The sequence below is a fragment of the Delftia sp. WY8 genome (assembly GCF_018437695.1).
GTDB lineage: Bacteria > Pseudomonadota > Gammaproteobacteria > Burkholderiales > Burkholderiaceae_C > Comamonas > Comamonas tsuruhatensis.
Genome location: NZ_CP049795.1, coordinates 3,999,826 through 4,020,880, shown reverse-complemented (window position 1 = coordinate 4,020,880; position 21,055 = coordinate 3,999,826). Strand labels below are relative to the sequence as shown.

Below are 21,055 nucleotides of genomic sequence, written 5' to 3'. Positions count from 1 at the left end.
AGTCGCCCCACGATGAAACTGAAAAAGCTTGCAGCTCGAATTCCCCACCAGAGAGCTTCTTGCTGCATTGGAGCGGATCATAACATCGAATGAGAATCAATCGCAACTGAAGTTGTGATTTTTTTGCCTCGCGTCTTCACTTGACCGAAGTCATGGGCTCAGCAGCGCTGCCGGGCTGTCCGAACGAAGGACTTCCTGCGCCCAGGCGGCCAGCTTGCGTGTGTCGGCACGCAAGATTTCCTGCTTGACGACCAGGATCTGCGCCGGATGCATGGAAAAGCTGCGCAGGCCCAGGCCCAGCAGCAGGCGCGTCATGGCCACATCGCCGGCGGTCTCCCCGCAGACACAGACGCTCTTGCCTTGCTCCCTTCCTTCGGCGATCACATCCGCCACCAGCTTGAGCACGGCGGGATGCAGGGGATCGTAGAGATGGGCCACGGTCTCGTCGGCGCGGTCGATGGCCAGCGTGTACTGGATCAGGTCGTTGGTGCCGATGGACAGGAAGTCGAAATAGCGCAGGAAGGTGCGCACGATCAGCGCTGCCGCAGGCACCTCGATCATGGCGCCCAGCTTGACCGGGCCGTGCGCCACGCCGCGCGCGTCAAGCTCGCTTTGCGCCAACCTCACCTGGGCCAGGGTCTGCTCGATCTCGCTTTGGTGGGCCAGCATGGGGAACAGCAGATGGATCTGCCCATGCGCGGCAGCACGCAGGATGGCGCGCAGCTGGGTGCGGAACATGGCCGGATCGGCCAGGCTCCAGCGGATGGCGCGCAGACCCAGCGCGGGGTTCAGGTAGTAGTCCTTGGGCTGGGCCTTGTCCAGCGGCTTGTCGGCGCCCACGTCCAGCGTGCGAATGGTCACGGGCATGCCCTGCATTCCATCCACGGCTTCGCGGTAGGCCCGGTATTGCTCTTCCTCGCCGGGCAGGTTGCCGCCACGCCCCATGAACAGGAATTCCGTGCGGAACAGCCCCACGCCCACCGCGCCCGCATGCACGGCCGCAGGCCCGTCGCCGGGCTGCTCGATGTTGGCCAGCAGCTCGATACGCTCTCCGTCCAGCGTCAGCGCAGGCGTGTGGCGCAGGCGCGAGAGGCGCTCGCGCTCGAGCTCGTTCTGGCGCTGGCGAAAGCCATATTCGGCCAGGATGATGGGTGAGGGATCGACGATGACGACCCCTGCATTGCCGTCGATGATGATCCAGTCGTCCTGGCGGATCAGTTGCCCCGCAGCCCGGGCGCCGACCACGGCAGGAATGTCCATGCTGCGCGCCACGATGGCCGTGTGCGAAGTGCGGCCACCCACGGCCGTGATGAAGCCGGCAAACAACCGGCTCTTGAACTGCAGCATGTCCACTGGCGACAGGTCCTGCGCCACCAGAACCAGCGGCGCCTCGGTGGCGCCATCGAGCAGCAGCGGCTGCTGCGGCGGCGTGCTCTCCCCCGTTGCCTCGACTGCCAACAGCTCGGCCGGTGCGGGCACGGGGCTGGCCATGCCCTTCATATGGCGCAGGATGCGCTCGACCACCTGCTCGAGGTCCGCCTTGCGCTCGCGCAGGTATTCGTCCTCCATCTCGTCGAACTGGCGCGAGACGACCTCCAGCTGCGTGGTCAGCGCCCATTCGGCGTTGTAGAGGCGATCGGATATCCAGTGCTTGATGGCGGCGGCCAGGGCCTCGTCCTGCAAAAGCAGCAGGTGGACGTCGAGCAAGGCATCGAGCTCGCCCGGCGCATCCTTGGGCATTTCATCCTGCAGGCGGCGCAGCTCGTCGATGACGGCATTGCGCGCACTGCGGGCACGGTCGATTTCCGCGTCCACCTGGTCGGGCCGGATGAAGTAGTGCACCACCTCCATGCGGCTGGAGGCCACCACCACCGCACGCCCTATGGCGATACCCCGTGACACGGCCAGTCCGTGGATTGCAAACGTCATTGCGCCTGTCCTTTGCCTGCTGCTGCGCAGGCCCCGGACCGTCGCAATGCGGCATCGTCCAGTTCCAGCGCGTGTTGCTCTGTTGCGCTCACCGTCTGCCAGCGCCGCAAAGGCACATTACTGGCCTTCGCCAAACTTGTCGTTGATCAGGGCGGTCAGCGCATCCATGGCTTCCTGCTCCTGTGCTCCGTCGGTCTCCAGCAGCACCTCGGAGCCCATGCCGGCAGCCAGCATCATCACGCCCATGATGCTCTTGGCATTGATGCGCCGCTCGCCCTTGCTCATCCAGACTTCGCAGGGAAAGCTGCCTGCAAGCTTGGTGAGCTTGGCAGAGGCGCGGGCGTGCAGGCCCAGTTTATTGCTGATGGTGATAGGGGTCTTGATCATTGGATGGTCGCGGACTCTGGTTCTGAGGCGTGTTCACGCCCACCTGCATCACCCCATGGCTGCCTCCCGCCAAGGCACGCTCGGCCACGGCTTCCAGCGCCTCGTGGCGATAGCCTATGGAGCGCAGCAGCATGGGCAAGTTCACTCCGGCCACCAGCCGCCCGGCAGGCAGTTGCGCCACAAGGCGCTGCGCCACGTTGCAGGGCGTCGCACCAAAGAGGTCGGTCAGCACCAGCGTGGGCAGCCCCAGCAGGCCGCCATGGTCTTCAAGCAACTGCTCGGCACGCATCAGGGTGGCCTCGGGCGGCTCCTGAGCGGGCACATCCAGGGCAAGGACGTCCTCGGCACTGTCGGCGAACACATGCAGGGCGCATTCGCGCAGTGCCTGGGCCAAAGGTGCGTGGGTGAACAAAAGGATGCGCGTGGTCATGAAGTCACAGGGTTCGGAGTCGATTATGGCGTGCGAAGGCGCATGCAGGGCAAACGGCGCGCCTGCGCTGCGCTCCATGCCACAGTTGCCTCCCGCATCCGTGGCTCCAAACCTGTTGCTACTGCAGTTGCAGGCTGGCGAAGAAGTTGTTGGCCTCGTCTGTGCGCGGCTTGTCGCTGTAGATCACGGCATGGTAGAGGCGCGCGCCCGCCGGCTCCATTCGTGCAAACCACACGCCATGGGCCGTGAGCTTCCAGCCCTGGGGGCCCACGCCTTCAAACGTGGTGCGCAGCGACTGCGGCAGATTCAAGGCGCCTGCAGGCACGAAGGAGCCATCTTCCTTGGAGCGCAATTGCTTGGCGCCGGCCGGCGCCTGTCCCGGCGCACCCGGATTCATCTGACCGAGCACGGCCGCCTGCCAGTACGACAGCATCTCGGCGGCCCTGGAGGGCTCGCTGACCAGGAAGTGGGAAACCGCGTAGGTGGACGCATCGGCGTCGCATCCCATCATGGACATCTGCACCGTGCCCATGCCCTGGCCCAGTTCCACCGGCCGGGTGGCCGATTGCGGATCGCAAGGCAAAAGCACACGCAGTGGCGTGCCCTCGACCGCAACCTGCCGCCAATCCAGCCGGGGACTGCATGCGGCCAAGGGCGTCAACACCAGCACAGCGGCAGCAAGCCGCATGGCAGGAGCGCGGAGCCTTGCCATGGGGATCAAAAAGCTTTCCATCAATGTCATGCCGGCATTATCGACACGGCCCGCTTGACCGAGACCCGAACTTTTGCCCTTGCCGCGCATCGAAACGCGGTGCACGGCATGCGTGCAGGCCTACGGGCACAACTTTGGGCACAATCGTCGCTATGGCAAGCAAACATTGGATCGCAGGCGTGGTGATCGCCGCAGCCGCCGGAATGGGCGCATGGGTGTATTCGGGCGCAGGCCAGACGGCGGCGCCGCAATCGACCTTCGTGCTGCTGGATGGCAGCAAGCAGACCACGGCCGATTTCAAGGGCAAGGTGACGCTGGTCAATTTCTGGGCCACCAGCTGCACCACCTGCGTGGCCGAGATGCCGGAGATCGTCGCCACCCACCAGAAATTCCAGGGCCAGGGCTTCGAGACCCTGGCCGTGGCCATGAGCTACGACCCGCCCAGCTATGTGGTGAACTTCGCCGATTCGCGCAAGCTGCCGTTCAAGGTGGCGCTGGACAACACCGGCGCCGTGGCCCGCGCCTGGGGTGATGTGCAGCTGACGCCTACCACCTACATCGTCAACAAGCGCGGCGACATCGTGAAGCGCTATGTGGGAGCGCCTGACTTCGCCGAGTTGCACCGGCTGATCGAGAAACTGCTGGCCGAAGCCTGATACGGCGCAGGCAAGCCCAGAAAAAACCGGCATCACGCCGGTTTTTTTGCATCTGCATGCCGATCAGCGGCTGCGGAAGCTGTCGTGGCAGGCCTTGCAGCTGGCAGCGGCCGGGCCGAAGGCCGCCTTGAGCTGGTCCAGGTTGCCGGACTTGGCCGCAGCAGCGAGCTTGACCGTCTCGGCCTGCATCTTCTCCGACAGATCCTGGAACTTGGCCTGCTCCTTCCAGATTTCAGGCTTGGCCTTTCCACCCTCCGTGCCTGCGCCGAAACCTGCCCAGGGCAGCTTGGCCATGAAGGCCACCACCTCGGCGTTTTCCTGGGCCGCCTTGGCATCGAAGGGGATCTTTCCGTTCGCCATCGCACCCAGGCGACCGAAGTGCTGGCCCAGCACGGCCAGCGCGCCCTGGCGGTACTTGATGGCGTCCTCGGACTTGGCAAACTGGGCGGAAGCCGGCAGCGCGGTAGCGGCCACCAGGGCGGCCAGCGCCCATGCAGAAACTTTCTTCATCGTGGTTTTCCTTTTCGAGTGTGGGGAAATCTGCCGGGTCAGTATGGCAGTGACGCCTTGCGGGCGCAGCTTTGATTGACCGCAGCCAGGGTGCATTGACTGCCGGCTCCGGAATGCAGGTCGGCACAATGCACTCATTCCCACCCACACGCTCATGCCATGGCACAAGAACCGACCGCACAAGGCGCCGCCAAGCACAAGGTCCGCATCTGGGACCTGCCCACCCGGCTGTTTCACTGGCTGCTGGCCGCAACCGTGATTGCCCTGGTCGTGACGGCCAAACTGGGCGGCAATGCCATGAACTGGCATCTGCTGCTGGGCCATGTCATGCTGGCCTTGCTGCTGTTTCGCCTGTTGTGGGGCCTGGTGGGTGGCCGCTGGTCGCGCTTTGCCAGCTTCATCCATGCACCTTCCGCCCTGCTGCGCCATCTGCGCGGACAAGGAGCGGAGAGCGACAGCGCAGGCCACAGCCCGTTGGGCGCTCTGTCCGTGCTGGCCATGCTGGCGGTGCTGATCGCCCAGGTAGGCAGCGGATTGCTCAGCGATGACGAGATTGCGTTCTCCGGGCCGCTGAGCCGCTTCGCATCGGGCGACACGGTGGCGCAGGCCACGGCCTATCACGCGCATTGGGGACAGTATTTGCTGTACGCACTGGTGGCCCTGCATCTTCTGGCCATCGTGTTCTATGCCTGGCGCGGGCGCGGCCTGGTGCGAGCCATGGTGACCGGGGACAAACAGTTGTCCGCGCCAGTACCCGCCTCACGCGACACGGCAGGCAGCCGTTGGCTGGCCTTGGCCCTGGCCTTCGGGGCAGGCGCTGCGGCATGGTGGGTACAGCAGCTTGGTGGCGCTTTCTGACGGCGCAGCCAGAGGTGGGCCGCTTGCCGCTACACTGCGCTTTCCGTCGTTTTAGCTGAGTGCCCGTGGACAAGCCTGCTGTCGCCTTGCTGGCGCCGAATCCCGCGGAAGACTGGGACGAAGTCCGCCAGATCTTCCGGGAGTACGCTGCAAGCCTGGATGTCGATCTGCAATTTCAAGATTTCGAGGCCGAGATCGCCGATCTGCCCGGCGACTACGCTGCGCCGCGCGGCCACATCCTGCTGGCCAGGGTCGATGGCGCAGTGGCCGGCTGCTGCGCCCTGCGCCCCCTGGACAACTGCGACTACGCCAATGCCGCCGAGATGAGGCGCCTGTTCGTGCGCAAGGCCTTTCGCGGTTTCGGACTGGGTCGGCAGCTGGCCGAAGCCATGCTTGATGTGGCGCGCCAGGCCGGCTATGACCATGTGCTGCTGGACACGCTGGACGACATGGAATCGGCCCGCGCCCTCTACGTCGACCTGGGCTTCGAGGAAATCCCGCCCTACTATCACAACCCCATCGCGGGGGCGCACTACCTCAAGGCCGATATTTTCTAGGCCGGCCTGGCCGAACCAGCGCCCCCAATACAAAAAGGCATTGCACCCGGGTGCAATGCCTTTTTTCGCAATAGCGCGGTGCGCAGGCCAGAAGGCCTGCAGCGCGATCAGGCCTTGGCCTGGTCCAGCAAAGTGGCCGCGTCGCTGACCTCGAACTTGCCAGGGCCTTCCACGTTCAGCGTGACGACCTTGCCGTCCTTGACCAGCATGGAATAGCGGTTGCTGCGCAGGCCCAGGCCCTTGCCGTTCAGATCCAGCGTCAGGCCGGTGGCCTTGGCGAATGCGGCGTCGCCGTCGGCCAGCATGCGCACCTTGCCATCGGTCTTCTGGTCGCGGGCCCATGCGCCCATCACGAAGGCGTCGTTGACCGACAGGCACCAGATCTCGTCCACGCCGGCAGCCTTGAAGGCTTCGGCCTGCTCCACGAAGCCGGGCACATGCTTGGCCGAGCAGGTGGGAGTGAATGCACCGGGCACGGCGAAGACCGCGATGGTCTTGCCTGCAGCGGCTTCGGGCAGCTTCACGGGGTTGGGGCCGATGCTGCAGCCATTGCCTTCGACTTCCACGTATTCCATCAGGGTGGCAGCGGGCAGGGCATCTCCGACTTTGATCATCTCTATCTCCTTTGTGGTGCAAAACCGGGGGCCGCCGAAATGGCGGTCCCCAAACGAAAAAACGACCCACATTGTGGGTCGTTTCCTGTGGCTTTGCAGCCGGTGGGCCTAGGTAGGCTTACACCAGAGCAGCCTTTTGCACCAAGCGGGTAGCAACCCAGTTCTTGGTCTTGGACAGCGGGCGGCTTTCCGTGATTTCGATCACGTCGCCCAGCTTGTACTCACCTTGCTCGTCGTGAGCGTGGTACTTGCTGGACTTGATCATGATCTTGTCATAGATCGGGTGCTTGACGCGGCGTTCAACCATGACCGTCACGGTCTTGGCACGCTTGTCGCTGACCACCTTGCCAATCAAGGTGCGCTTGAGGGATTTTTTAGCTTCCGTCATGTCGGCTTCCTGATTACTTGGCGGCTTGCTTTTCAGCAAGGATGGTCTTGGCGCGGGCGATGTCACGGCGCGTGGTACGCAGCGTGTTCGTGTTACCCAGCTGTTGCGTGGCCTTCTGCATACGCAGACCAAAGTGAGCCTTTTGCAGGGACTTCACTTCGGCTTCCAGGCCGGCAACGTCTTTTTGGCGGAGTTCAGCAGCTTTCGTCATGTTGTTCTCCTTAGGCACCAATTTGACGGGACACGAAGGTCGTACGCAGCGGCAGCTTTGCAGCGGCCAGGCGGAACGCTTCACGAGCCAGCTCTTCAGGGACGCCCACGATTTCGTAGAGCACCTTGCCGGGCTGGATTTCGGCCACGTAGTACTCGGGGTTGCCCTTACCGTTACCCATACGCACTTCTGCGGGCTTGGTAGAGATTGGCTTGTCCGGGAACACGCGGATCCAGATACGACCGCCGCGCTTGACGTGACGCGAGATCGCGCGGCGAGCCGCTTCGATCTGACGTGCCGTCAGGCGACCACGGTCAGTGGACTTCAGGCCGAAGTCACCGAAAGCAACGGAGTTACCACGCGTTGCAATACCGGTGTTGCGACCCTTTTGCTCCTTGCGGTATTTGCGGCGAGCAGGTTGCAGCATCTTTATTCTCCTTTACCGTCCGCTGCTGTAGCGGGCGCGTCAGTCTTGCGAACGCGCTTAACGGAATCAGCGCCAGCGCCGGCGGGCTTGTCGCTGCCGTCTGCAGGTGCTGCGTTAGCGCCTGCGGGGCGGCGGGCACCACGGCCAGCACCGTCACGACGACCATCGCCGCGACCATCGCGACGGGGGCCGCGAGGACGACGCTCTTCTTCGGGGCGGGGGGTCTCGGCTGCCGGCAGGTCGTTACGACCCAGCGTGTCACCCTTGTAGACCCAGACCTTCACACCGATCACACCGTAGGTCGTCTTGGCTTCGGAGAAGCCATAGTCGATGTCGGCGCGCAGCGTGTGAAGTGGCACACGGCCTTCGCGGTACCACTCGCAGCGTGCAATTTCGATACCGTTCAGACGGCCCGAAGACATGATCTTGATGCCTTGGGCACCCAGACGCATGGCGTTTTGCATCGCACGCTTCATGGCGCGGCGGAACATGATGCGCTTTTCGAGCTGCTGGCAGATCGAGTCGGCGATCAGCTTGGCATCGATTTCAGGCTTGCGCACTTCTTCGATGTTCACAGCCACGGGCACGCCCAGACGGGTTGCGAGTTCCTTCTTCAGGTTCTCGATGTCCTCGCCCTTCTTGCCGATCACGACACCAGGACGTGCCGAGAAGATCGTGATGCGGGCGTTCTTTGCAGGACGCTCGATCAGGATGCGCGACACGGCGGCGTTCTTCAGCTTGGCCTTCAGGAACTCGCGCACCTTGATGTCTTCGGCCAGCATGCCGGCGAAGTCGCGGTTGCTTGCGTACCAACGGCTGGCCCAGTTGCGGCTAACAGCCAGGCGGAAGCCGGTAGGATGGATTTTCTGTCCCATATTCTTCCCAGGCCTTTCAGTTGCCAACCGTCACGTACACGTGGCACGTGGGCTTGCTGATGCGATTGCCGCGGCCCTTTGCACGCGCGGTGAAGCGCTTGAGCGTGGTGCCTTGTTCGACGAAGATGGTCTTGACCTTCAGTTCGTCGATGTCGGCGCCGTCGTTGTGCTCGGCGTTGGCGATGGCGGACTCGAGCACCTTCTTGATGATCACGGCAGCTTTTTTCTGCGTGAACGTCAGGATGTTCAGGGCTTGGTCCACTTTCTTGCCGCGGATCAGGTCCGCGACCAGGCGACCCTTGTCCACAGACAGGCGGACGCCACGGAGAACAGCACGTGTTTCAGACATGTTCTATTCCTTACTTCTTGGCTTTTTTGTCCGCCGGGTGACCCTTGAAGGTACGGGTCAGCGCGAATTCGCCGAGCTTGTGGCCGACCATCTGGTCAGTCACATACACGGGCACGTGCTGTTTGCCGTTGTGCACGGCAATGGTCAGACCGATGAACTCGGGCAGAACCATGGAGCGACGCGACCAGGTCTTGACGGGCTTCTTGTCCTTGGTGGCGACGGCCTTCTCGGCCTTTGCCAGCAAGTGATGGTCAACAAACGGACCCTTTTTAAGAGAACGAGTCATTTGCTACCCTTTACTTCTTACGACGCGACACAATCATCGACTGCGTGCGCTTGTTGTTACGGGTACGGTAGCCCTTCGTCAGGTTGCCCCATGGGTCAACAGCGTGACGACCTTCACCGGTCTTGCCTTCACCACCACCGTGCGGGTGATCGACAGGGTTCATCACCACGCCGCGAACGGTCGGGCGGATACCCATCCAGCGCTTCACACCGGCCTTGCCCAGACGGCGCAGGCTGTGCTCTTCGTTGGCGACTTCACCGATGGTCGCGCGGCATTCGATGTGCACCTTGCGCACTTCGCCGGAACGCATACGCACTTGGGCGTAGATGCCTTCACGGGCCAGCAGCGTAGCCGACGTACCAGCCGAACGGGCGATCTGCGCGCCAGCGCCGATCTTCAGTTCGATGCAGTGGATGGTCGAACCCACGGGGATGTTGCGGATCGGCAGGGTGTTGCCCACGCGGATCGGGGCTTCCGAACCGCTGACGATCGTTGCGCCGACTTCCAGGTTGCGCGGAGCAATGATGTAGCGACGCTCGCCGTCGGCATAGCACACCAGAGCGATGTGGGCCGTACGGTTGGGGTCGTACTCAATGCGCTCGACCTTGGCGGGGATGCCGTCCTTGGTGCGCTTGAAGTCCACCACGCGATAGTGGTGCTTGTGGCCACCGCCCTTGTGACGGGTGGTGATGTGACCGTTGTTGTTACGGCCCGACTTCTGGTGCTGAGGCTCCAGCAGGGGGGCGAAACCTGCACCCTTGTGCAGATGGTCACGCGTGACCTTGACCGTGCCGCGTTGGCCGGGGGTCGTCGGTTTGAGCTTGATAACAGCCATGATTACGCAGCCTCCCCGGACAGGTTCAGCTCTTGACCGGGCTTGAGCATCACGTAGGCCTTGCGAACGTGGTCGCGGCGGCCGGTGGTCTTGCCAAAGCGCTTGGTCTTGCCCTTGATGTTCACCACGGAGACACCAGCAACTTCCACCTTGAACATCAGTTCCACGGCGGCCTTGATTTCATGCTTGGTGGCGCTCTGCAGCACCTTGAACGTCACGGCGTTGGACTTCTCTGCAACCATGGTGGCCTTTTCGGACACGATGGGAGCAACCAACACCTGCATCAGACGACCTTCGTCAAACTTGAGCGTGCTCATTCGAACATCTCCTTGAGTTTGTCGATCGCACCCTTGGTGACGAGCACTTTCTTGTAGTGCACCAGCGACACGGGGTCGGCGTAGCGCGGCTCGACCACGAACACGTTCTTCAGATTGCGGGAAGCCAGGTACAGGTTCTCGTCGACTTCTTCAGCGATCACCATGACCGATTCCAGGTTCATGGCCTTGAACTTGTCGGCCAGCACCTTGGTCTTGGGGCTTTCGAGCTTGAGCGAGTCCACCACGGCCAGACGGCCTTCGCGGGCCAGCTGCGACAGGATGGCAACCATGCCGGCGCGGTACATCTTCTTGTTGATCTTCTGCGTGAAGTTTTCTTCAGGCAGATTCGGGAAGATGCGGCCGCCGCCACGCCACAGAGGCGAGGAGGACATACCGGCACGAGCACGGCCGGTGCCCTTTTGCTTGAACGGCTTGGCGGTCGTGTGACGAACCTGCTCGCGGTCCTTCTGAGCGCGAGTGCCCTGGCGTGCGTTGGCACGGTAGGCGATCACGATCTGGTGGACGAGGTCTTCGTTGAATTCACGGCCGAAAACAGTCTCGGGCGCATCAAACTTGGATGCGGCCTGGCCTTGTTCATTCAGGAGTTCGAGCTGCATTAGTTCGCTCCCTTGGAAGCTTTGGCCTTGATGGCGGGGCGCACCGTCACGAAGCCACCCTTGGAGCCCGGAACAGCGCCCTTGATCAAGAGCAGTTGGCGTGCTTCGTCAATGCGAACCACGTCGAGATTTTGGGTGGTGATGGTTTCATCGCCCATGTGGCCGGTCATCTTCTTGCCCGGGAACACGCGACCTGGATCCTGGGCCATCGAGATGGAGCCGGGAACATTGTGCGAACGGCTGTTGCCGTGCGAGGCGCGCTGCGAGCGGAAGTTGTGACGCTTGATGGTGCCGGCGAAGCCCTTACCGATGGAAGTGCCTTGCACGTCCACCTTCTGGCCCACCGAGAACAGCTCGGCGACGGGCAGGACGGAGCCTGCGGCGTACTTGCCAGCGGTTTCTTCGGTCACGCGGAATTCACCCATCACTTCACCGGCTTCGACACCTGCCTTGGCAAGGTGGCCGGCTTCTGGCTTGGTCACGCGAGATGCCTTGCGCGAACCGAAAGTGACCTGCAGGGCCACGTAGCCATCGTTCTCTTGGGTTTTGACCTGAGTCACGCGGTTGTTCGACACATCCACCACTGTGACAGGCACTGCGTCCCCATCATCAGTGAACAGACGCATCATGCCCACCTTGCGACCCAGCAACCCGAGGGAGTTGCTCAGACTCATTTGTTTGCTCCAAAACTTCCGCCGCTGAAACTGCAATTGGCCCAGCGTTGCGCTCCCGCCCCAGATGACCAAGGCCTTGCGCACGAAAGAAGGTTGATAAAACTTCGCTCAAGAAAGGCGAAGCCCCAAATTTTAACGCGAACTGCCTTTTCAAGCAAGTTCGCGTTAAATCAAAGCCCTTCAACGGCCCCGCAAGGGGCCTGTGAAGTACTTATTGCAGCTTGATCTCGACGTCCACACCTGCGGGCAGGTCCAGCTTCATCAGAGCGTCAACCGTCTTGTCAGTCGGGTCAACGATGTCCATCAGGCGCTGGTGAGTGCGGATTTCGAACTGGTCGCGGCTGGTCTTGTTGACGTGCGGCGAGCGCAGGATGTCGAAGCGCTTCATGCGTGTCGGCAGGGGCACGGGACCCTTGACGATGGCGCCGGTGCGCTTGGCAGTGTCAACGATTTCAGCAGCCGACTGGTCGATCAGCTTGTAGTCAAACGCCTTCAGGCGGATGCGGATTTTTTGCTTGGACATTGTGTATTCCTAGTTTTCTAAGAATTACGCAATGATCTTTGCAACCACGCCAGCGCCCACGGTACGGCCGCCTTCGCGGATAGCGAAGCGCAGACCTTCTTCCATGGCGATGGGGGCGATCAGCTTGACGGTGATCGACACGTTATCGCCAGGCATCACCATTTCCTTGTCGGCGGGCAGCTCGATGGAGCCGGTCACGTCGGTCGTGCGGAAATAGAACTGGGGACGGTAGTTGTTGAAGAACGGAGTGTGGCGACCACCTTCGTCCTTGGACAGCACGTACACCTCAGCCGTGAAGTGGGTGTGGGGCTTGATGGAGCCGGGCTTGCACAGCACTTGGCCGCGTTCCACGTCTTCACGCTTGGTGCCGCGCAGCAACAGGCCCACGTTGTCGCCAGCCTGGCCTTGGTCCAGCAGCTTGCGGAACATTTCCACGCCGGTGACGATGGTCTTCTGGGTGTCGCGGATACCGACGATTTCGATTTCTTCGCCGACCTTGATGATGCCGCGCTCCACGCGACCGGTCACCACGGTGCCACGGCCGGAGATCGAGAACACGTCTTCCACGGGCATTGCGAAGGCACCGTCCACAGCGCGCTCGGGCGTGGGGATGTAGGTGTCCAGGGCTTCAGCCAGACGCAGGATGGCGGGCTCGCCCTTGTCGCTTGCGTCACCTTCCAGGGCCAGCTTGGCCGAGCCGCGGATGATGGGGGTGTCGTCGCCGGGGAAGTCGTACTTGGCCAGCAGCTCGCGCACTTCCATTTCGACCAGCTCCAGCAGCTCTTCGTCGTCCACCATGTCGCACTTGTTCAGGAACACGATGATGTAGGGCACGCCCACCTGACGAGCCAGCAGGATGTGCTCGCGGGTCTGGGGCATCGGGCCGTCAGCGGCCGAGCACACCAGGATAGCGCCGTCCATCTGAGCAGCGCCGGTGATCATGTTCTTGACGTAGTCGGCGTGGCCGGGGCAGTCAACGTGAGCGTAGTGGCGGTTGGCCGTTTCGTACTCGACGTGGGCGGTGTTGATCGTGATGCCGCGAGCCTTTTCTTCAGGTGCTGCGTCGATCTGGTCGTAAGCCTTGGCTTCGCCGCCGAACTTCTTGGACAGAACGGTGGCGATGGCAGCCGTCAGGGTCGTCTTGCCGTGGTCCACGTGACCGATGGTGCCCACGTTGACGTGGGGCTTGGTCCGCTCGAATTTTTCCTTTGCCATGATTTCTCCGAAAGAGCAAAACCTGTGTGATGTTTAAGGTCTGCATCCCATTGCTTGGTCGCCCCGCACAGGTGACAGGACGGCATGGGATCGCAGACCGGCAAAAATCGCAGCCCCTTTTCAGGGGCTGCGACTCAAAAGCCTTCGATTATACAAAAAGCCTTACTTGGCGCGAGCAGCCACGATGGCTTCGGCCACGTTGCGGGGAGCTTCGGCGTAGTGCTTGAACTCCATCGTGTACGTAGCGCGGCCTTGCGTCTGCGAACGCAGCGAAGTGGCGTAGCCGAACATTTCCGACAGCGGCACTTCGGCCTTGATGGACTTGCCACCGCCGGCCATGTCGTCCATGCCCTGGACCATGCCGCGACGCGAGGACAGGTCGCCCATCACGGTGCCGGCGTAGTCTTCAGGCGTCTCGACTTCCACGGCCATCATGGGCTCGAGGATGACGGGGCTGGCCTTCTTGGCGCCTTCCTTGAAGCCGAAGATGGCAGCCATCTTGAAGGCCATTTCGTTCGAGTCCACATCGTGGTACGAACCGAAGGTCAGGCGCACCTTGACGTCCACCACGGGGTAGCCGGCCAGCACGCCGGAAGTCAGCGCCTCGATCACGCCCTTCTCGACCGCAGGGATGTATTCGCGAGGAACCACACCGCCCTTGATTTCGTCGACGAACTCGAAGCCCTTGCCGGCTTCCTGGGGTTCCAGGGTCAGCACGACGTGGCCGTACTGGCCCTTGCCGCCGGACTGGCGAACGAACTTGCCGTCCACATCGGTAACCTTCTGGCGAATGGTTTCGCGGTAGGCCACCTGGGGCTTGCCCACGTTGGCTTCCACGTTGAATTCGCGCTTCATGCGGTCAACGATGATTTCCAGGTGCAGCTCGCCCATGCCGGCGATGATGGTCTGGCCCGATTCTTCATCGGTGCGCACGCGGAAGGACGGATCTTCAGCAGCCAGGCGCGACAGGGCGATGCCCATCTTTTCCTGGTCGGCCTTGGACTTGGGCTCCACGGCCTGTGCAATCACGGGCTCGGGGAAGACCATGCGTTCCAGCACGATGGGAGCTTCGACGGCGCACAGCGTTTCGCCGGTGGTCACGTCCTTCAGGCCCACGCAGGCAGCGATGTCGCCGGCGCGGATTTCTTCGACTTCCACGCGCTCGTTGGCCATCATCTGCACGATACGGCCGATACGCTCCTTCTTGCCCTTGACCGAGTTGAACACGGTGTCGCCCTTGGTCAGGACGCCCGAGTACACGCGCACGAAGGTCAGCTGGCCGACGAACGGGTCGGTCATCAGCTTGAAGGCCAGGGCCGAGAACTTTTCGCCGTCGTCTGCCTTGCGGCTGAGCTTGGTTTCTTCGTTTTCGGGATCGGTACCGGTGACGTCAGGGATGTCCACAGGCGCCGGCAGGTAGTCGATCACGGCGTCCAGCATGCGCTGCACACCCTTGTTCTTGAAGGCGGTACCGCACAGCATGGGCTGGATTTCGGTAGCCAGCGTACGAGCGCGCAGGCCGGCCTTCACGTCTTCTTCGGACAGAGTACCTTCTTCCAGGTACTTGTTCATCAGGTCTTCGCTGGCTTCGGCAGCGGCTTCCACGAGATTTTCACGCCACTTGTTGGCGGTCTCCACCAGCTCGGCGGGGATTTCGTGGTATTCGAACTTCATGCCTTGCGAGGCTTCGTCCCAGATGATGGCCTTCATCTTGACGAGGTCGACCACGCCCTTGAAGTTTTCTTCGGCACCGATCGGGATCACGACGGGCACGGGGTTGGCCTTCAGGCGCAGCTTCATCTGCTCGACGACCTTGAAGAAGTTGGCGCCGGTACGGTCCATCTTGTTCACGAAGGCCAGACGAGGCACCTTGTACTTGTTGGCCTGACGCCACACGGTTTCCGACTGGGGCTGCACGCCGCCCACGGCGCAGTACACCATGCAGGCGCCGTCCAGCACGCGCATGGAACGCTCCACCTCAATGGTGAAGTCCACGTGGCCGGGGGTGTCGATGATGTTGAAACGGTGCTCGGGGTAGGACAGGTCCATGCCCTTCCAGAAGCAGGTCACTGCAGCGGAAGTGATGGTGATGCCGCGCTCTTGCTCTTGCTCCATCCAGTCGGTCGTAGCAGCGCCGTCGTGCACTTCGCCCAGCTTGTGGGTCACACCGGTGTAGAACAGGATACGTTCGGTGGTGGTGGTTTTGCCGGCGTCGATGTGGGCGGAGATACCGATATTGCGGTAGCGCTCGATGGGGGTCTTGCGAGCCATGATGGATCCTTGATTGATCGTATGGAGGGAGTCTCTGCCCGTTCCAGCCTCATGGTGCAGACGGACAGCAGTCTTATCTGGGGATGCTCCTAATCGAGACAAGGCCGCAGGCAAAAATGCATGCGGCCCGTCTGATCAGGAGCGAAGCGCTCTTAGAAGCGGAAGTGGCTGAACGCCTTGTTGGCTTCGGCCATGCGGTGCACTTCGTCACGGCGCTTCATGGCGCCGCCACGGCCTTCGGTGGCCTCGAGCAGCTCGTTGGCCAGGCGCTGGGCCATGGACTTCTCGCCGCGCTTGCGTGCAGCTTCCTTCAGCCAACGCATGGACAGGGCCAGGCGACGCACGGGACGCACTTCGACGGGCACCTGGTAGTTGGCACCGCCGACGCGGCGGGACTTCACTTCGACCATGGGCTTCACGTTGTTGATGGCAACGATGAAGGCTTCCAGCGGGTCTTTGTCAGGGTGCTTCTTTTGAATCAGGTCCAGGGCACCGTAGATGATGCGTTCTGCGACCGCCTTCTTGCCGCCTTCCATGATCACGTTCATGAACTTGGACAGCTCGACATTGCCGAACTTGGGATCCGGCAGGATTTCACGTTTGGGGACTTCGCGACGACGTGGCATTTTTTACCTCTATCTTGCTTCAGTTGGCGTCTTTTCAGACACCGCGAGAGCCAACAGGACTCCCACTTACTCGACCCGCGCAAAACACTTGCGTTTGGGGTCACTACGCTGGATCTCGCGCCACGCGGGATACAGCACCTTCTTCGAAAAAACGCAGGGCTTACTTGGCCTTGGGCTTCTTCGCGCCGTACTTGGAACGGGCTTGCTTGCGGTCCTTGACGCCTTGCAGGTCAAGGGAGCCACGCACGATGTGGTAACGCACACCGGGCAAGTCCTTCACACGGCCGCCGCGCACCAGCACAACGCTGTGCTCTTGCAGGTTGTGGCCTTCACCACCGATGTAGGAGATGACCTCGAAGCCGTTGGTCAGGCGCACCTTGGCAACCTTACGCAGAGCGGAGTTAGGCTTCTTGGGCGTCGTGGTGTACACACGGGTGCACACGCCGCGGCGCTGAGGGCAGTTTTCCATAGCAGGGCTCTTGGATTTGACAACTTCGACCGTGCGGCCCTGACGCACGAGTTGGTTAATGGTTGGCATTAATAAACGTCCCTAAACGTGAATTGCTTGCGAAAAGCGAAAACGTGAATCCCTTCGGAAATTCCGAAAAGCCCTCGACTGTACCAGCTTGCAGGAGATCGCACAACTGCACCCCCTTCAAGCCGGTACGCGAGGGCCTGCGCGACAGGCGCAGGGCTTACTTGATCCAGAGGCGGATCGCATCCCAGGCACGGCCGAAGAAGCCTGCCTGCTCCACGCCTTCAAGCGCCACCAGCGGCACTTCAGCCACGGTGTCGGCCCCCAGCTTGACCTTGAGCGTGCCCATGGCCTGGCCCTTGGTGAACGGAGCGATCAGCGGGTCCTGGCGCACGACTTCGGTGCTCAGCTTGCCGCCACTGCCGGCCGGCACGGTGACCACGATGGGCGTGGTGCGGCCGATCTTGACGGTGCCCGCCTTGCCCTTCCAGACCTCGGGCGTGGCCACGGCCTGCTCGGCATCGAACAGCTTGACCGAGTCGAAGGCCGCATAGCCCCAGTTCAGCAGCTTCTGGCTTTCATTGGCGCGCGCGTTCTCGCTGGCGGCGCCCAGCACGATGGAGATCAGGCGGCGGCTGCCCACGTTGGGCAGATCGCGCTTGGCCGTGGCCACCAGGCAGTAGCCGGCCGCAGCGGTGTGGCCGGTCTTGAGGCCGTCCACGGTCGGGTCGCGGAACAGCAGCGAGTTGCGGTTGGTGCCGTTGGAGGCCGGCGTGCCCGGGTAGAAGTACTTCTTGGTCGAGTAGTAGTGCATGTACTCGGGGAAGTCCTGCATCAGGCGCTGCGCGAGGATGGACAGGTCGCGCGCCGTGGTCAGGTGGCCGGGCTCGGTCAGGCCTTCGGGGTTCTTGTAGCTGGTGTTCTTCATGCCCAGCGCCTTGGCCTGCTCGTTCATGAGCCGCACGAAGTTCTCGGCCGAGCCGCCCACGCCTTCGGCCAGGGCCATGGTGGCGTCGTTGCCGGATTGCACGATCATGCCCTTGATCAGGTCATCCACCGGCACCTGCATCTTGGGGTCGATGAACATGCGCGAGCCCGGCATCTTCCAGGCGCGCTCGCTGACGGGCAGGCGCTGCTCCAGCGTGATCTTCTTGGCGCGCAGTGCGTCGAAGACCAGGTAGCCGGTCATCAGCTTGGTCAGCGAGGCCTGCTCGATGGGCGCATCGATGTCCTTGGCACCCAGCACCTGGTTGGCGGTGACATCGACCAGCAGATAGTTGCGCGCCGCGATCTCGGGCGGCTGGGGCGGGGTGATCTGCGCCAGCGCCAGGGCCGGCGCCATGGCCGCTGCCAGTGCCAGGACTCGCAGCGTGGAGGAAATGGGCTTCATGAGGAAAACTCTCGCTAAAGGGCAGGTAAAGCAGGAAAGGCGGAAGATGCCGCCGGCTGGGGCGGGCCTATTGAGCAGCGGCGCGGGCCGCTAGGGAAGTGAGCGCAAATGGCGGACCACGAGACTCTTGAGCAGCGGCAATTGTCCGTGAAAGAAATGACCGCCCCCGGGCACGACGGTAACAGGCAGTATCTGCGGGCGCGCCCAGTCCATGACGGCCGACAGCGGCACCGTGTCATCGGCCTCGCCGTGCACCACCAATGTCCGGTCATGGGCTTCGGGCGGCACGGGGGCCACCGAGAAACGGCTGGCCGCCGTGCCCACCAGCACAGCCTTTTCCACCCGGCCTTCATTCCACAGGCCCGCCAGCACATGGCTGGTGACGAAGGCGCCGAAGGAAAAGCCCGCCAGCGCGATCGGCCCTTCGGGAGCGACCTGGCGGACCACGGACAGCATGTCCTCGGCCTCGCCGATGCCTGCGTCGTGCTCGCCGGCACTGGCACCCACGCCACGGAAGTTGAAGCGTACGGCCGTGTAGCCGCACTGCACGAAGGCCCGCGCCAGGGTCTGCACCACCTTGTTGTCCATGGTGCCGCCAAACAGCGGATGGGGGTGGGCGATGATGGCCACGCCGCGCGCAGTCGCATCGGCGGCCGGCGCGTCGCGCAGGGCCTCCACGGCCCCGGCAAGGCCGGTCAGGGTCAAACGTTCGGTCTGCGCATTCACAATCGCTATCCTAGTAGTAGCAGCCAGTCCAAGCTGACAAAGCACTGATGCCCGGAAAGGCCCAAAGTTCCAGCCGGTGCTCAGCGGCCCACGTCGGGCGGCAGCAGCAGGCGCTCCACGGGCTGGCCGTTCTTGAGATGGGACTCGACGATCTCGTCGATATCGGTCTCGTCCACGAAGGTGTACCAGGTGCCTTCGGGGTAGACCACGGCCACGGGCCCGCCCGCGCAGCGGTCCAGGCAGCCGGCCTTGTTCACGCGCACCTGGCCCTTGCCGGCCAGGCCCAGCTGCTTGACCTGCTTCTTGCAGTGGTCGAAGCCTGCCTTGGCGCCGTGCAGCGCACAGCAGTCCTCGCCGCCAGGCCTCTCGTTGAGGCAAAAGAAGATGTGGCGCGCATAGTAGTTGCCTGCGCCTTGCTGGCCGCCTTCGGCCCCGGGACGTGGGTTTTCGCTCATGCAGCGGATTCTAGGCCTGCGTCTGCTGCCCCGAAGGCGCCGGGGGCGCTGAAGGTGCAGGCGGCAGCGGCCCTGCATCGCGGCGCGCCACCCTGAGCAGCACGTAGACCAGGGTGGCATAGGGCCACAGCCAGCCCAGCCACTGCCCCAGCCCGTAGAAGCGGATGAAACGCCCCTGCTCCCAGGCCTGCAGCGTCTCGGAGAAATAGGCACTGGTGGGCGCCTGGTTCAGGATGCTCAGTTGCAGCACCAGCACCAGCATCAGCAGGGCTGCACAGGCGCGGCGCGGCAGCGGCAGGGCCACCATGGCCAGGCCCACGCCGCCCCATACGCCCATGCGCACCGGCAGGTCCACCCACTCCCAGGCATGGGCAGGCCCCCAGCTCAGCGCGGCCGACATCGCCGAGACCGCGATGCCGATCACGATGGCCGAGCCCGCCAGCACGGCGCGCCGGCCCATGTGGCGCATCACGCAATAGGCCAGCAGGCAGGGCACCCACAGGCCCAGCATCACGCACAGCATCTCGGTCACGGGCGACAGCGGCGTCAGGGCCGACTCGCGCAGCGGCAGCCACATGAGAAAGGGCGTGCCTTCGAGCAGATCCAGCAGCCCCTGCTCCAGCCGCTCCAGCACCTGGCCCAGGCCAAAGGGCACGGCGGCGGGAAAGAGCAGCGCCCAGGGCCACAGCGCCAGCAGCACCATGGCGCCGCCGCCATCCTCGCCCAGCCAATGGGTGCGAAAGGCGCTCCAGCGCGCCAGGGCGCCCAGGCGCTCCAGCAGCAGCGCCACCAGCGCGCCCAACAAGGTGCCGCCCGCATTGAGCACCAGATCCAGATTGGAGGGAACGCGCCGCGGCAGGTAGATCTGCAGGAACTCCATGGACAGCGACAGCAGGGTGCCTGCCAGCGCCGCCAGCGGCACGGCCGCGCGCGGGCTGCCGCTGCGCACCAGGGCCAGCGCCAGGAAAAAGCCCAGCGGCGCGTAGCCGACGATATTGGTATTGACGTCGAACCAGGTCCAGTACGGCGGCGGGATCTTTGCCGTCAGGAAGACCAGCGGATCAATGCCCTGGGCGCGCCAGCCATCGAAGGGAAACAGGCTGGCGAAAACGATGAGCACCGCATAGACCAGTGCCAGCGGCCAGGCCGAAGTCTTTTGCACCACGCCCTGCCTCCCTCTTCGTTGGAACGGTTTCTCAGAAAGGTTTGACGACCACCAGGATGACGATGGCCGCCAGCAGCAGCACCGGCACCTCGTTGAAGAAGCGGAACCAGCGGTGGCTGTGCTGGTCCCGGTTGTCGATCAGCTTGCGCAGCAGGCGCCCGCAGGCATGGTGGTAGCCGATGACCAGCAGCACGCCGGCCAGCTTGGCATGCATCCAGCCGTTGCCCGGCCCCTTGCCGATGCCGTAGCCCAGGTACAGCCACAGGCCCAGGCCCAATGCGGGCACGGCCAGCAGCGTGGTGAAGCGCAGCAGCTTGCGTGCCATGAGCAGCAGGCGCTCGCGCTCGGCCACCGAGCCGGGCGTGACCATGGCCACGTTGACGAAGATGCGAGGCAGATAGAACAGGCCCGCGAACCAGCTTGCCACGAAAACGATATGAAAGGCTTTGACCCACAGCATGCGGGCAGTGTACGTGCGTACAGGGGTGCGCCAGGCTGCGCAGGCGCAAAAGCCGAGTCCCGCGTGCCGGCGTCGTCGCCGGGGTTGCGGGGCCTGCGGCGGGAATGGGGCACAATT

29 protein-coding genes are annotated in these 21,055 nt (G+C 63.1%); 3 read left to right on the top strand and 26 right to left on the bottom strand.

What is annotated here, in order from left to right; translation table 11 throughout:
* Positions 1 to 150: 150 nt before the first annotated feature.
* From ptsP to G4D77_RS18570, 4 genes are all read right to left on the bottom strand, one after another.
* On the bottom strand, positions 151 to 1,929 hold the full coding sequence (gene ptsP / locus G4D77_RS18585; protein WP_154833246.1) for a phosphoenolpyruvate--protein phosphotransferase: 1,779 nt from the start codon (positions 1,927 to 1,929) through the stop codon (positions 151 to 153).
* Positions 1,930 to 2,046: 117 nt separating this feature from the next.
* Positions 2,047 to 2,316, bottom strand: coding sequence for an HPr family phosphocarrier protein (locus G4D77_RS18580; protein WP_016448505.1), 270 nt, complete (start codon positions 2,314 to 2,316; stop codon positions 2,047 to 2,049).
* Complete coding sequence (locus tag G4D77_RS18575; protein ID WP_026061990.1) at positions 2,285 to 2,746, bottom strand: PTS sugar transporter subunit IIA; 462 nt, start codon at positions 2,744 to 2,746, stop codon at positions 2,285 to 2,287. The genes G4D77_RS18580 and G4D77_RS18575 overlap by 32 nt, the downstream gene beginning before the upstream one ends.
* Positions 2,747 to 2,864: 118 nt before the next feature.
* Entirely contained in the window at positions 2,865 to 3,458 is a 594-nt protein-coding gene (locus G4D77_RS18570) for a hypothetical protein (RefSeq protein WP_227469533.1), read from the bottom strand.
* 152 nt (positions 3,459 to 3,610) lie between these two features.
* On the opposite strand from G4D77_RS18570, the gene G4D77_RS18565 reads away from it, so the two are divergent.
* Positions 3,611 to 4,114 carry a TlpA disulfide reductase family protein gene (locus G4D77_RS18565; protein WP_017403794.1) on the top strand — a complete coding sequence of 168 codons (504 nt, stop codon included), beginning with the start codon at positions 3,611 to 3,613 and terminating at the stop codon, positions 4,112 to 4,114.
* 63 nt (positions 4,115 to 4,177) lie between these two features.
* Here the strand turns inward: G4D77_RS18565 and G4D77_RS18560 are convergent, their stop codons facing one another.
* Positions 4,178 to 4,624 carry a c-type cytochrome gene (locus G4D77_RS18560; RefSeq protein WP_016448509.1) on the bottom strand — a complete coding sequence of 149 codons (447 nt, stop codon included), beginning with the start codon at positions 4,622 to 4,624 and terminating at the stop codon, positions 4,178 to 4,180.
* A 159-nt stretch (positions 4,625 to 4,783) separates the two neighbouring features.
* Here G4D77_RS18560 and G4D77_RS18555 point away from each other — a divergent pair, with 159 nt between their 5' ends.
* Positions 4,784 to 5,482, top strand: a complete 699-nt coding sequence (locus G4D77_RS18555; protein ID WP_016453566.1) for a cytochrome b/b6 domain-containing protein — start codon at positions 4,784 to 4,786, stop codon at positions 5,480 to 5,482.
* Positions 5,483 to 5,547: 65 nt separating this feature from the next.
* A complete protein-coding gene (locus G4D77_RS18550) occupies positions 5,548 to 6,039 on the top strand; it encodes a GNAT family N-acetyltransferase (RefSeq protein ID WP_016448511.1) in 492 nt (163 codons plus the stop codon).
* 107 nt (positions 6,040 to 6,146) lie between these two features.
* Here G4D77_RS18550 and G4D77_RS18545 read toward each other — a convergent pair whose 3' ends face one another.
* The 21 genes from G4D77_RS18545 to G4D77_RS18445 form a co-directional block, all read right to left on the bottom strand.
* Positions 6,147 to 6,653, bottom strand: coding sequence for a peroxiredoxin (locus G4D77_RS18545; RefSeq protein ID WP_154833244.1), 507 nt, complete (start codon positions 6,651 to 6,653; stop codon positions 6,147 to 6,149).
* Positions 6,654 to 6,771: 118 nt separating this feature from the next.
* Complete coding sequence (gene rpsQ, locus G4D77_RS18540) at positions 6,772 to 7,041, bottom strand: 30S ribosomal protein S17 (RefSeq protein WP_016448513.1); 270 nt, start codon at positions 7,039 to 7,041, stop codon at positions 6,772 to 6,774.
* Positions 7,042 to 7,054: 13 nt separating this feature from the next.
* The gene (gene rpmC, locus G4D77_RS18535; RefSeq protein WP_012202337.1) at positions 7,055 to 7,252 is read right to left on the bottom strand and encodes a 50S ribosomal protein L29; all 198 of its coding nucleotides are present in this window, start codon (positions 7,250 to 7,252) and stop codon (positions 7,055 to 7,057) included.
* A gap of 10 nt (positions 7,253 to 7,262) precedes the next feature.
* The gene (rplP, locus tag G4D77_RS18530) at positions 7,263 to 7,679 is read right to left on the bottom strand and encodes a 50S ribosomal protein L16 (protein ID WP_012202336.1); all 417 of its coding nucleotides are present in this window, start codon (positions 7,677 to 7,679) and stop codon (positions 7,263 to 7,265) included.
* 2 nt (positions 7,680 to 7,681) lie between these two features.
* Positions 7,682 to 8,554 carry a 30S ribosomal protein S3 gene (gene rpsC / locus G4D77_RS18525; protein WP_012202335.1) on the bottom strand — a complete coding sequence of 291 codons (873 nt, stop codon included), beginning with the start codon at positions 8,552 to 8,554 and terminating at the stop codon, positions 7,682 to 7,684.
* 16 nt (positions 8,555 to 8,570) lie between these two features.
* Positions 8,571 to 8,903: a 50S ribosomal protein L22 gene (gene rplV / locus G4D77_RS18520; protein ID WP_012202334.1), complete on the bottom strand. Its 333-nt coding sequence runs from the start codon at positions 8,901 to 8,903 to the stop codon at positions 8,571 to 8,573.
* A 10-nt stretch (positions 8,904 to 8,913) separates the two neighbouring features.
* Positions 8,914 to 9,189, bottom strand: coding sequence for a 30S ribosomal protein S19 (gene rpsS, locus G4D77_RS18515; RefSeq protein ID WP_012202333.1), 276 nt, complete (start codon positions 9,187 to 9,189; stop codon positions 8,914 to 8,916).
* 10 nt (positions 9,190 to 9,199) lie between these two features.
* Positions 9,200 to 10,024, bottom strand: coding sequence for a 50S ribosomal protein L2 (gene rplB / locus G4D77_RS18510; protein ID WP_012202332.1), 825 nt, complete (start codon positions 10,022 to 10,024; stop codon positions 9,200 to 9,202).
* Positions 10,025 to 10,026: 2 nt separating this feature from the next.
* Complete coding sequence (rplW, locus tag G4D77_RS18505) at positions 10,027 to 10,341, bottom strand: 50S ribosomal protein L23 (protein ID WP_012202331.1); 315 nt, start codon at positions 10,339 to 10,341, stop codon at positions 10,027 to 10,029.
* The gene (rplD, locus tag G4D77_RS18500; protein ID WP_012202330.1) at positions 10,338 to 10,958 is read right to left on the bottom strand and encodes a 50S ribosomal protein L4; all 621 of its coding nucleotides are present in this window, start codon (positions 10,956 to 10,958) and stop codon (positions 10,338 to 10,340) included. Before rplD ends, rplW begins: the two co-directional genes overlap by 4 nt.
* A complete protein-coding gene (gene rplC, locus G4D77_RS18495; protein ID WP_012202329.1) occupies positions 10,958 to 11,632 on the bottom strand; it encodes a 50S ribosomal protein L3 in 675 nt (224 codons plus the stop codon). The genes rplD and rplC overlap by 1 nt, the downstream gene beginning before the upstream one ends.
* A gap of 211 nt (positions 11,633 to 11,843) precedes the next feature.
* Positions 11,844 to 12,155 carry a 30S ribosomal protein S10 gene (rpsJ, locus tag G4D77_RS18490; RefSeq protein WP_003059431.1) on the bottom strand — a complete coding sequence of 104 codons (312 nt, stop codon included), beginning with the start codon at positions 12,153 to 12,155 and terminating at the stop codon, positions 11,844 to 11,846.
* Positions 12,156 to 12,179: 24 nt separating this feature from the next.
* The gene (gene tuf / locus G4D77_RS18485) at positions 12,180 to 13,370 is read right to left on the bottom strand and encodes an elongation factor Tu (protein ID WP_016448514.1); all 1,191 of its coding nucleotides are present in this window, start codon (positions 13,368 to 13,370) and stop codon (positions 12,180 to 12,182) included.
* Positions 13,371 to 13,532: 162 nt separating this feature from the next.
* Positions 13,533 to 15,641 (bottom strand): elongation factor G, encoded by a 2,109-nt coding sequence (gene fusA / locus G4D77_RS18480; protein ID WP_016448515.1) that lies wholly within the window; start codon positions 15,639 to 15,641, stop codon positions 13,533 to 13,535.
* Positions 15,642 to 15,793: 152 nt separating this feature from the next.
* On the bottom strand, positions 15,794 to 16,267 hold the full coding sequence (gene rpsG, locus G4D77_RS18475) for a 30S ribosomal protein S7 (RefSeq protein WP_016448516.1): 474 nt from the start codon (positions 16,265 to 16,267) through the stop codon (positions 15,794 to 15,796).
* Positions 16,268 to 16,427: 160 nt separating this feature from the next.
* Entirely contained in the window at positions 16,428 to 16,805 is a 378-nt protein-coding gene (rpsL, locus tag G4D77_RS18470; protein WP_003059441.1) for a 30S ribosomal protein S12, read from the bottom strand.
* Between the two features lie 157 nt (positions 16,806 to 16,962).
* Positions 16,963 to 18,132 (bottom strand): D-alanyl-D-alanine carboxypeptidase family protein, encoded by a 1,170-nt coding sequence (locus tag G4D77_RS18465; protein ID WP_016453570.1) that lies wholly within the window; start codon positions 18,130 to 18,132, stop codon positions 16,963 to 16,965.
* 90 nt (positions 18,133 to 18,222) lie between these two features.
* Positions 18,223 to 18,858: an alpha/beta hydrolase gene (locus G4D77_RS18460; RefSeq protein ID WP_017405508.1), complete on the bottom strand. Its 636-nt coding sequence runs from the start codon at positions 18,856 to 18,858 to the stop codon at positions 18,223 to 18,225.
* A gap of 80 nt (positions 18,859 to 18,938) precedes the next feature.
* Entirely contained in the window at positions 18,939 to 19,313 is a 375-nt protein-coding gene (locus tag G4D77_RS18455) for a (2Fe-2S) ferredoxin domain-containing protein (RefSeq protein WP_016448519.1), read from the bottom strand.
* Between the two features lie 10 nt (positions 19,314 to 19,323).
* Complete coding sequence (locus tag G4D77_RS18450) at positions 19,324 to 20,478, bottom strand: VanZ family protein (protein WP_074922622.1); 1,155 nt, start codon at positions 20,476 to 20,478, stop codon at positions 19,324 to 19,326.
* Between the two features lie 31 nt (positions 20,479 to 20,509).
* Positions 20,510 to 20,938: a CopD family protein gene (locus tag G4D77_RS18445; RefSeq protein WP_016453572.1), complete on the bottom strand. Its 429-nt coding sequence runs from the start codon at positions 20,936 to 20,938 to the stop codon at positions 20,510 to 20,512.
* Between the last annotated feature and the right edge of the window lie 117 nt (positions 20,939 to 21,055).

Excerpts from the sequence above, each read along its gene's own strand:
- rplC (WP_012202329.1), bottom strand. The coding sequence starts at position 11,632 with ATGAGTCTGAGCAACTCCCTCGGGTTGCTGGGTCGCAAGGTGGGCATG.
- ptsP (WP_154833246.1), bottom strand. The coding sequence starts at position 1,929 with ATGACGTTTGCAATCCACGGACTGGCCGTGTCACGGGGTATCGCCATA.
- G4D77_RS18465 (WP_016453570.1), bottom strand. The coding sequence starts at position 18,132 with ATGAAGCCCATTTCCTCCACGCTGCGAGTCCTGGCACTGGCAGCGGCC.
- rpmC (WP_012202337.1), bottom strand. The coding sequence starts at position 7,252 with ATGACGAAAGCTGCTGAACTCCGCCAAAAAGACGTTGCCGGCCTGGAA.
- G4D77_RS18560 (WP_016448509.1), bottom strand. The coding sequence starts at position 4,624 with ATGAAGAAAGTTTCTGCATGGGCGCTGGCCGCCCTGGTGGCCGCTACC.
- G4D77_RS18445 (WP_016453572.1), bottom strand. The coding sequence starts at position 20,938 with ATGCTGTGGGTCAAAGCCTTTCATATCGTTTTCGTGGCAAGCTGGTTC.
- G4D77_RS18570 (WP_227469533.1), bottom strand. The coding sequence starts at position 3,458 with ATGGCAAGGCTCCGCGCTCCTGCCATGCGGCTTGCTGCCGCTGTGCTG.
- rplW (WP_012202331.1), bottom strand. The coding sequence starts at position 10,341 with ATGAGCACGCTCAAGTTTGACGAAGGTCGTCTGATGCAGGTGTTGGTT.
- rplP (WP_012202336.1), bottom strand. The coding sequence starts at position 7,679 with ATGCTGCAACCTGCTCGCCGCAAATACCGCAAGGAGCAAAAGGGTCGC.
- rplD (WP_012202330.1), bottom strand. The coding sequence starts at position 10,958 with ATGCAGCTCGAACTCCTGAATGAACAAGGCCAGGCCGCATCCAAGTTT.
- G4D77_RS18455 (WP_016448519.1), bottom strand. The coding sequence starts at position 19,313 with ATGAGCGAAAACCCACGTCCCGGGGCCGAAGGCGGCCAGCAAGGCGCA.
- G4D77_RS18575 (WP_026061990.1), bottom strand. The coding sequence starts at position 2,746 with ATGACCACGCGCATCCTTTTGTTCACCCACGCACCTTTGGCCCAGGCA.
- rplB (WP_012202332.1), bottom strand. The coding sequence starts at position 10,024 with ATGGCTGTTATCAAGCTCAAACCGACGACCCCCGGCCAACGCGGCACG.
- rpsG (WP_016448516.1), bottom strand. The coding sequence starts at position 16,267 with ATGCCACGTCGTCGCGAAGTCCCCAAACGTGAAATCCTGCCGGATCCC.
- G4D77_RS18565 (WP_017403794.1), top strand. The coding sequence starts at position 3,611 with ATGGCAAGCAAACATTGGATCGCAGGCGTGGTGATCGCCGCAGCCGCC.
- rplV (WP_012202334.1), bottom strand. The coding sequence starts at position 8,903 with ATGTCTGAAACACGTGCTGTTCTCCGTGGCGTCCGCCTGTCTGTGGAC.
- G4D77_RS18545 (WP_154833244.1), bottom strand. The coding sequence starts at position 6,653 with ATGATCAAAGTCGGAGATGCCCTGCCCGCTGCCACCCTGATGGAATAC.
- fusA (WP_016448515.1), bottom strand. The coding sequence starts at position 15,641 with ATGGCTCGCAAGACCCCCATCGAGCGCTACCGCAATATCGGTATCTCC.
- rpsS (WP_012202333.1), bottom strand. The coding sequence starts at position 9,189 with ATGACTCGTTCTCTTAAAAAGGGTCCGTTTGTTGACCATCACTTGCTG.
- rpsC (WP_012202335.1), bottom strand. The coding sequence starts at position 8,554 with ATGGGACAGAAAATCCATCCTACCGGCTTCCGCCTGGCTGTTAGCCGC.
- rpsJ (WP_003059431.1), bottom strand. The coding sequence starts at position 12,155 with ATGTCCAAGCAAAAAATCCGCATCCGCCTGAAGGCGTTTGACTACAAG.
- tuf (WP_016448514.1), bottom strand. The coding sequence starts at position 13,370 with ATGGCAAAGGAAAAATTCGAGCGGACCAAGCCCCACGTCAACGTGGGC.
- rpsQ (WP_016448513.1), bottom strand. The coding sequence starts at position 7,041 with ATGACGGAAGCTAAAAAATCCCTCAAGCGCACCTTGATTGGCAAGGTG.
- G4D77_RS18580 (WP_016448505.1), bottom strand. The coding sequence starts at position 2,316 with ATGATCAAGACCCCTATCACCATCAGCAATAAACTGGGCCTGCACGCC.
- rpsL (WP_003059441.1), bottom strand. The coding sequence starts at position 16,805 with ATGCCAACCATTAACCAACTCGTGCGTCAGGGCCGCACGGTCGAAGTT.
- G4D77_RS18555 (WP_016453566.1), top strand. The coding sequence starts at position 4,784 with ATGGCACAAGAACCGACCGCACAAGGCGCCGCCAAGCACAAGGTCCGC.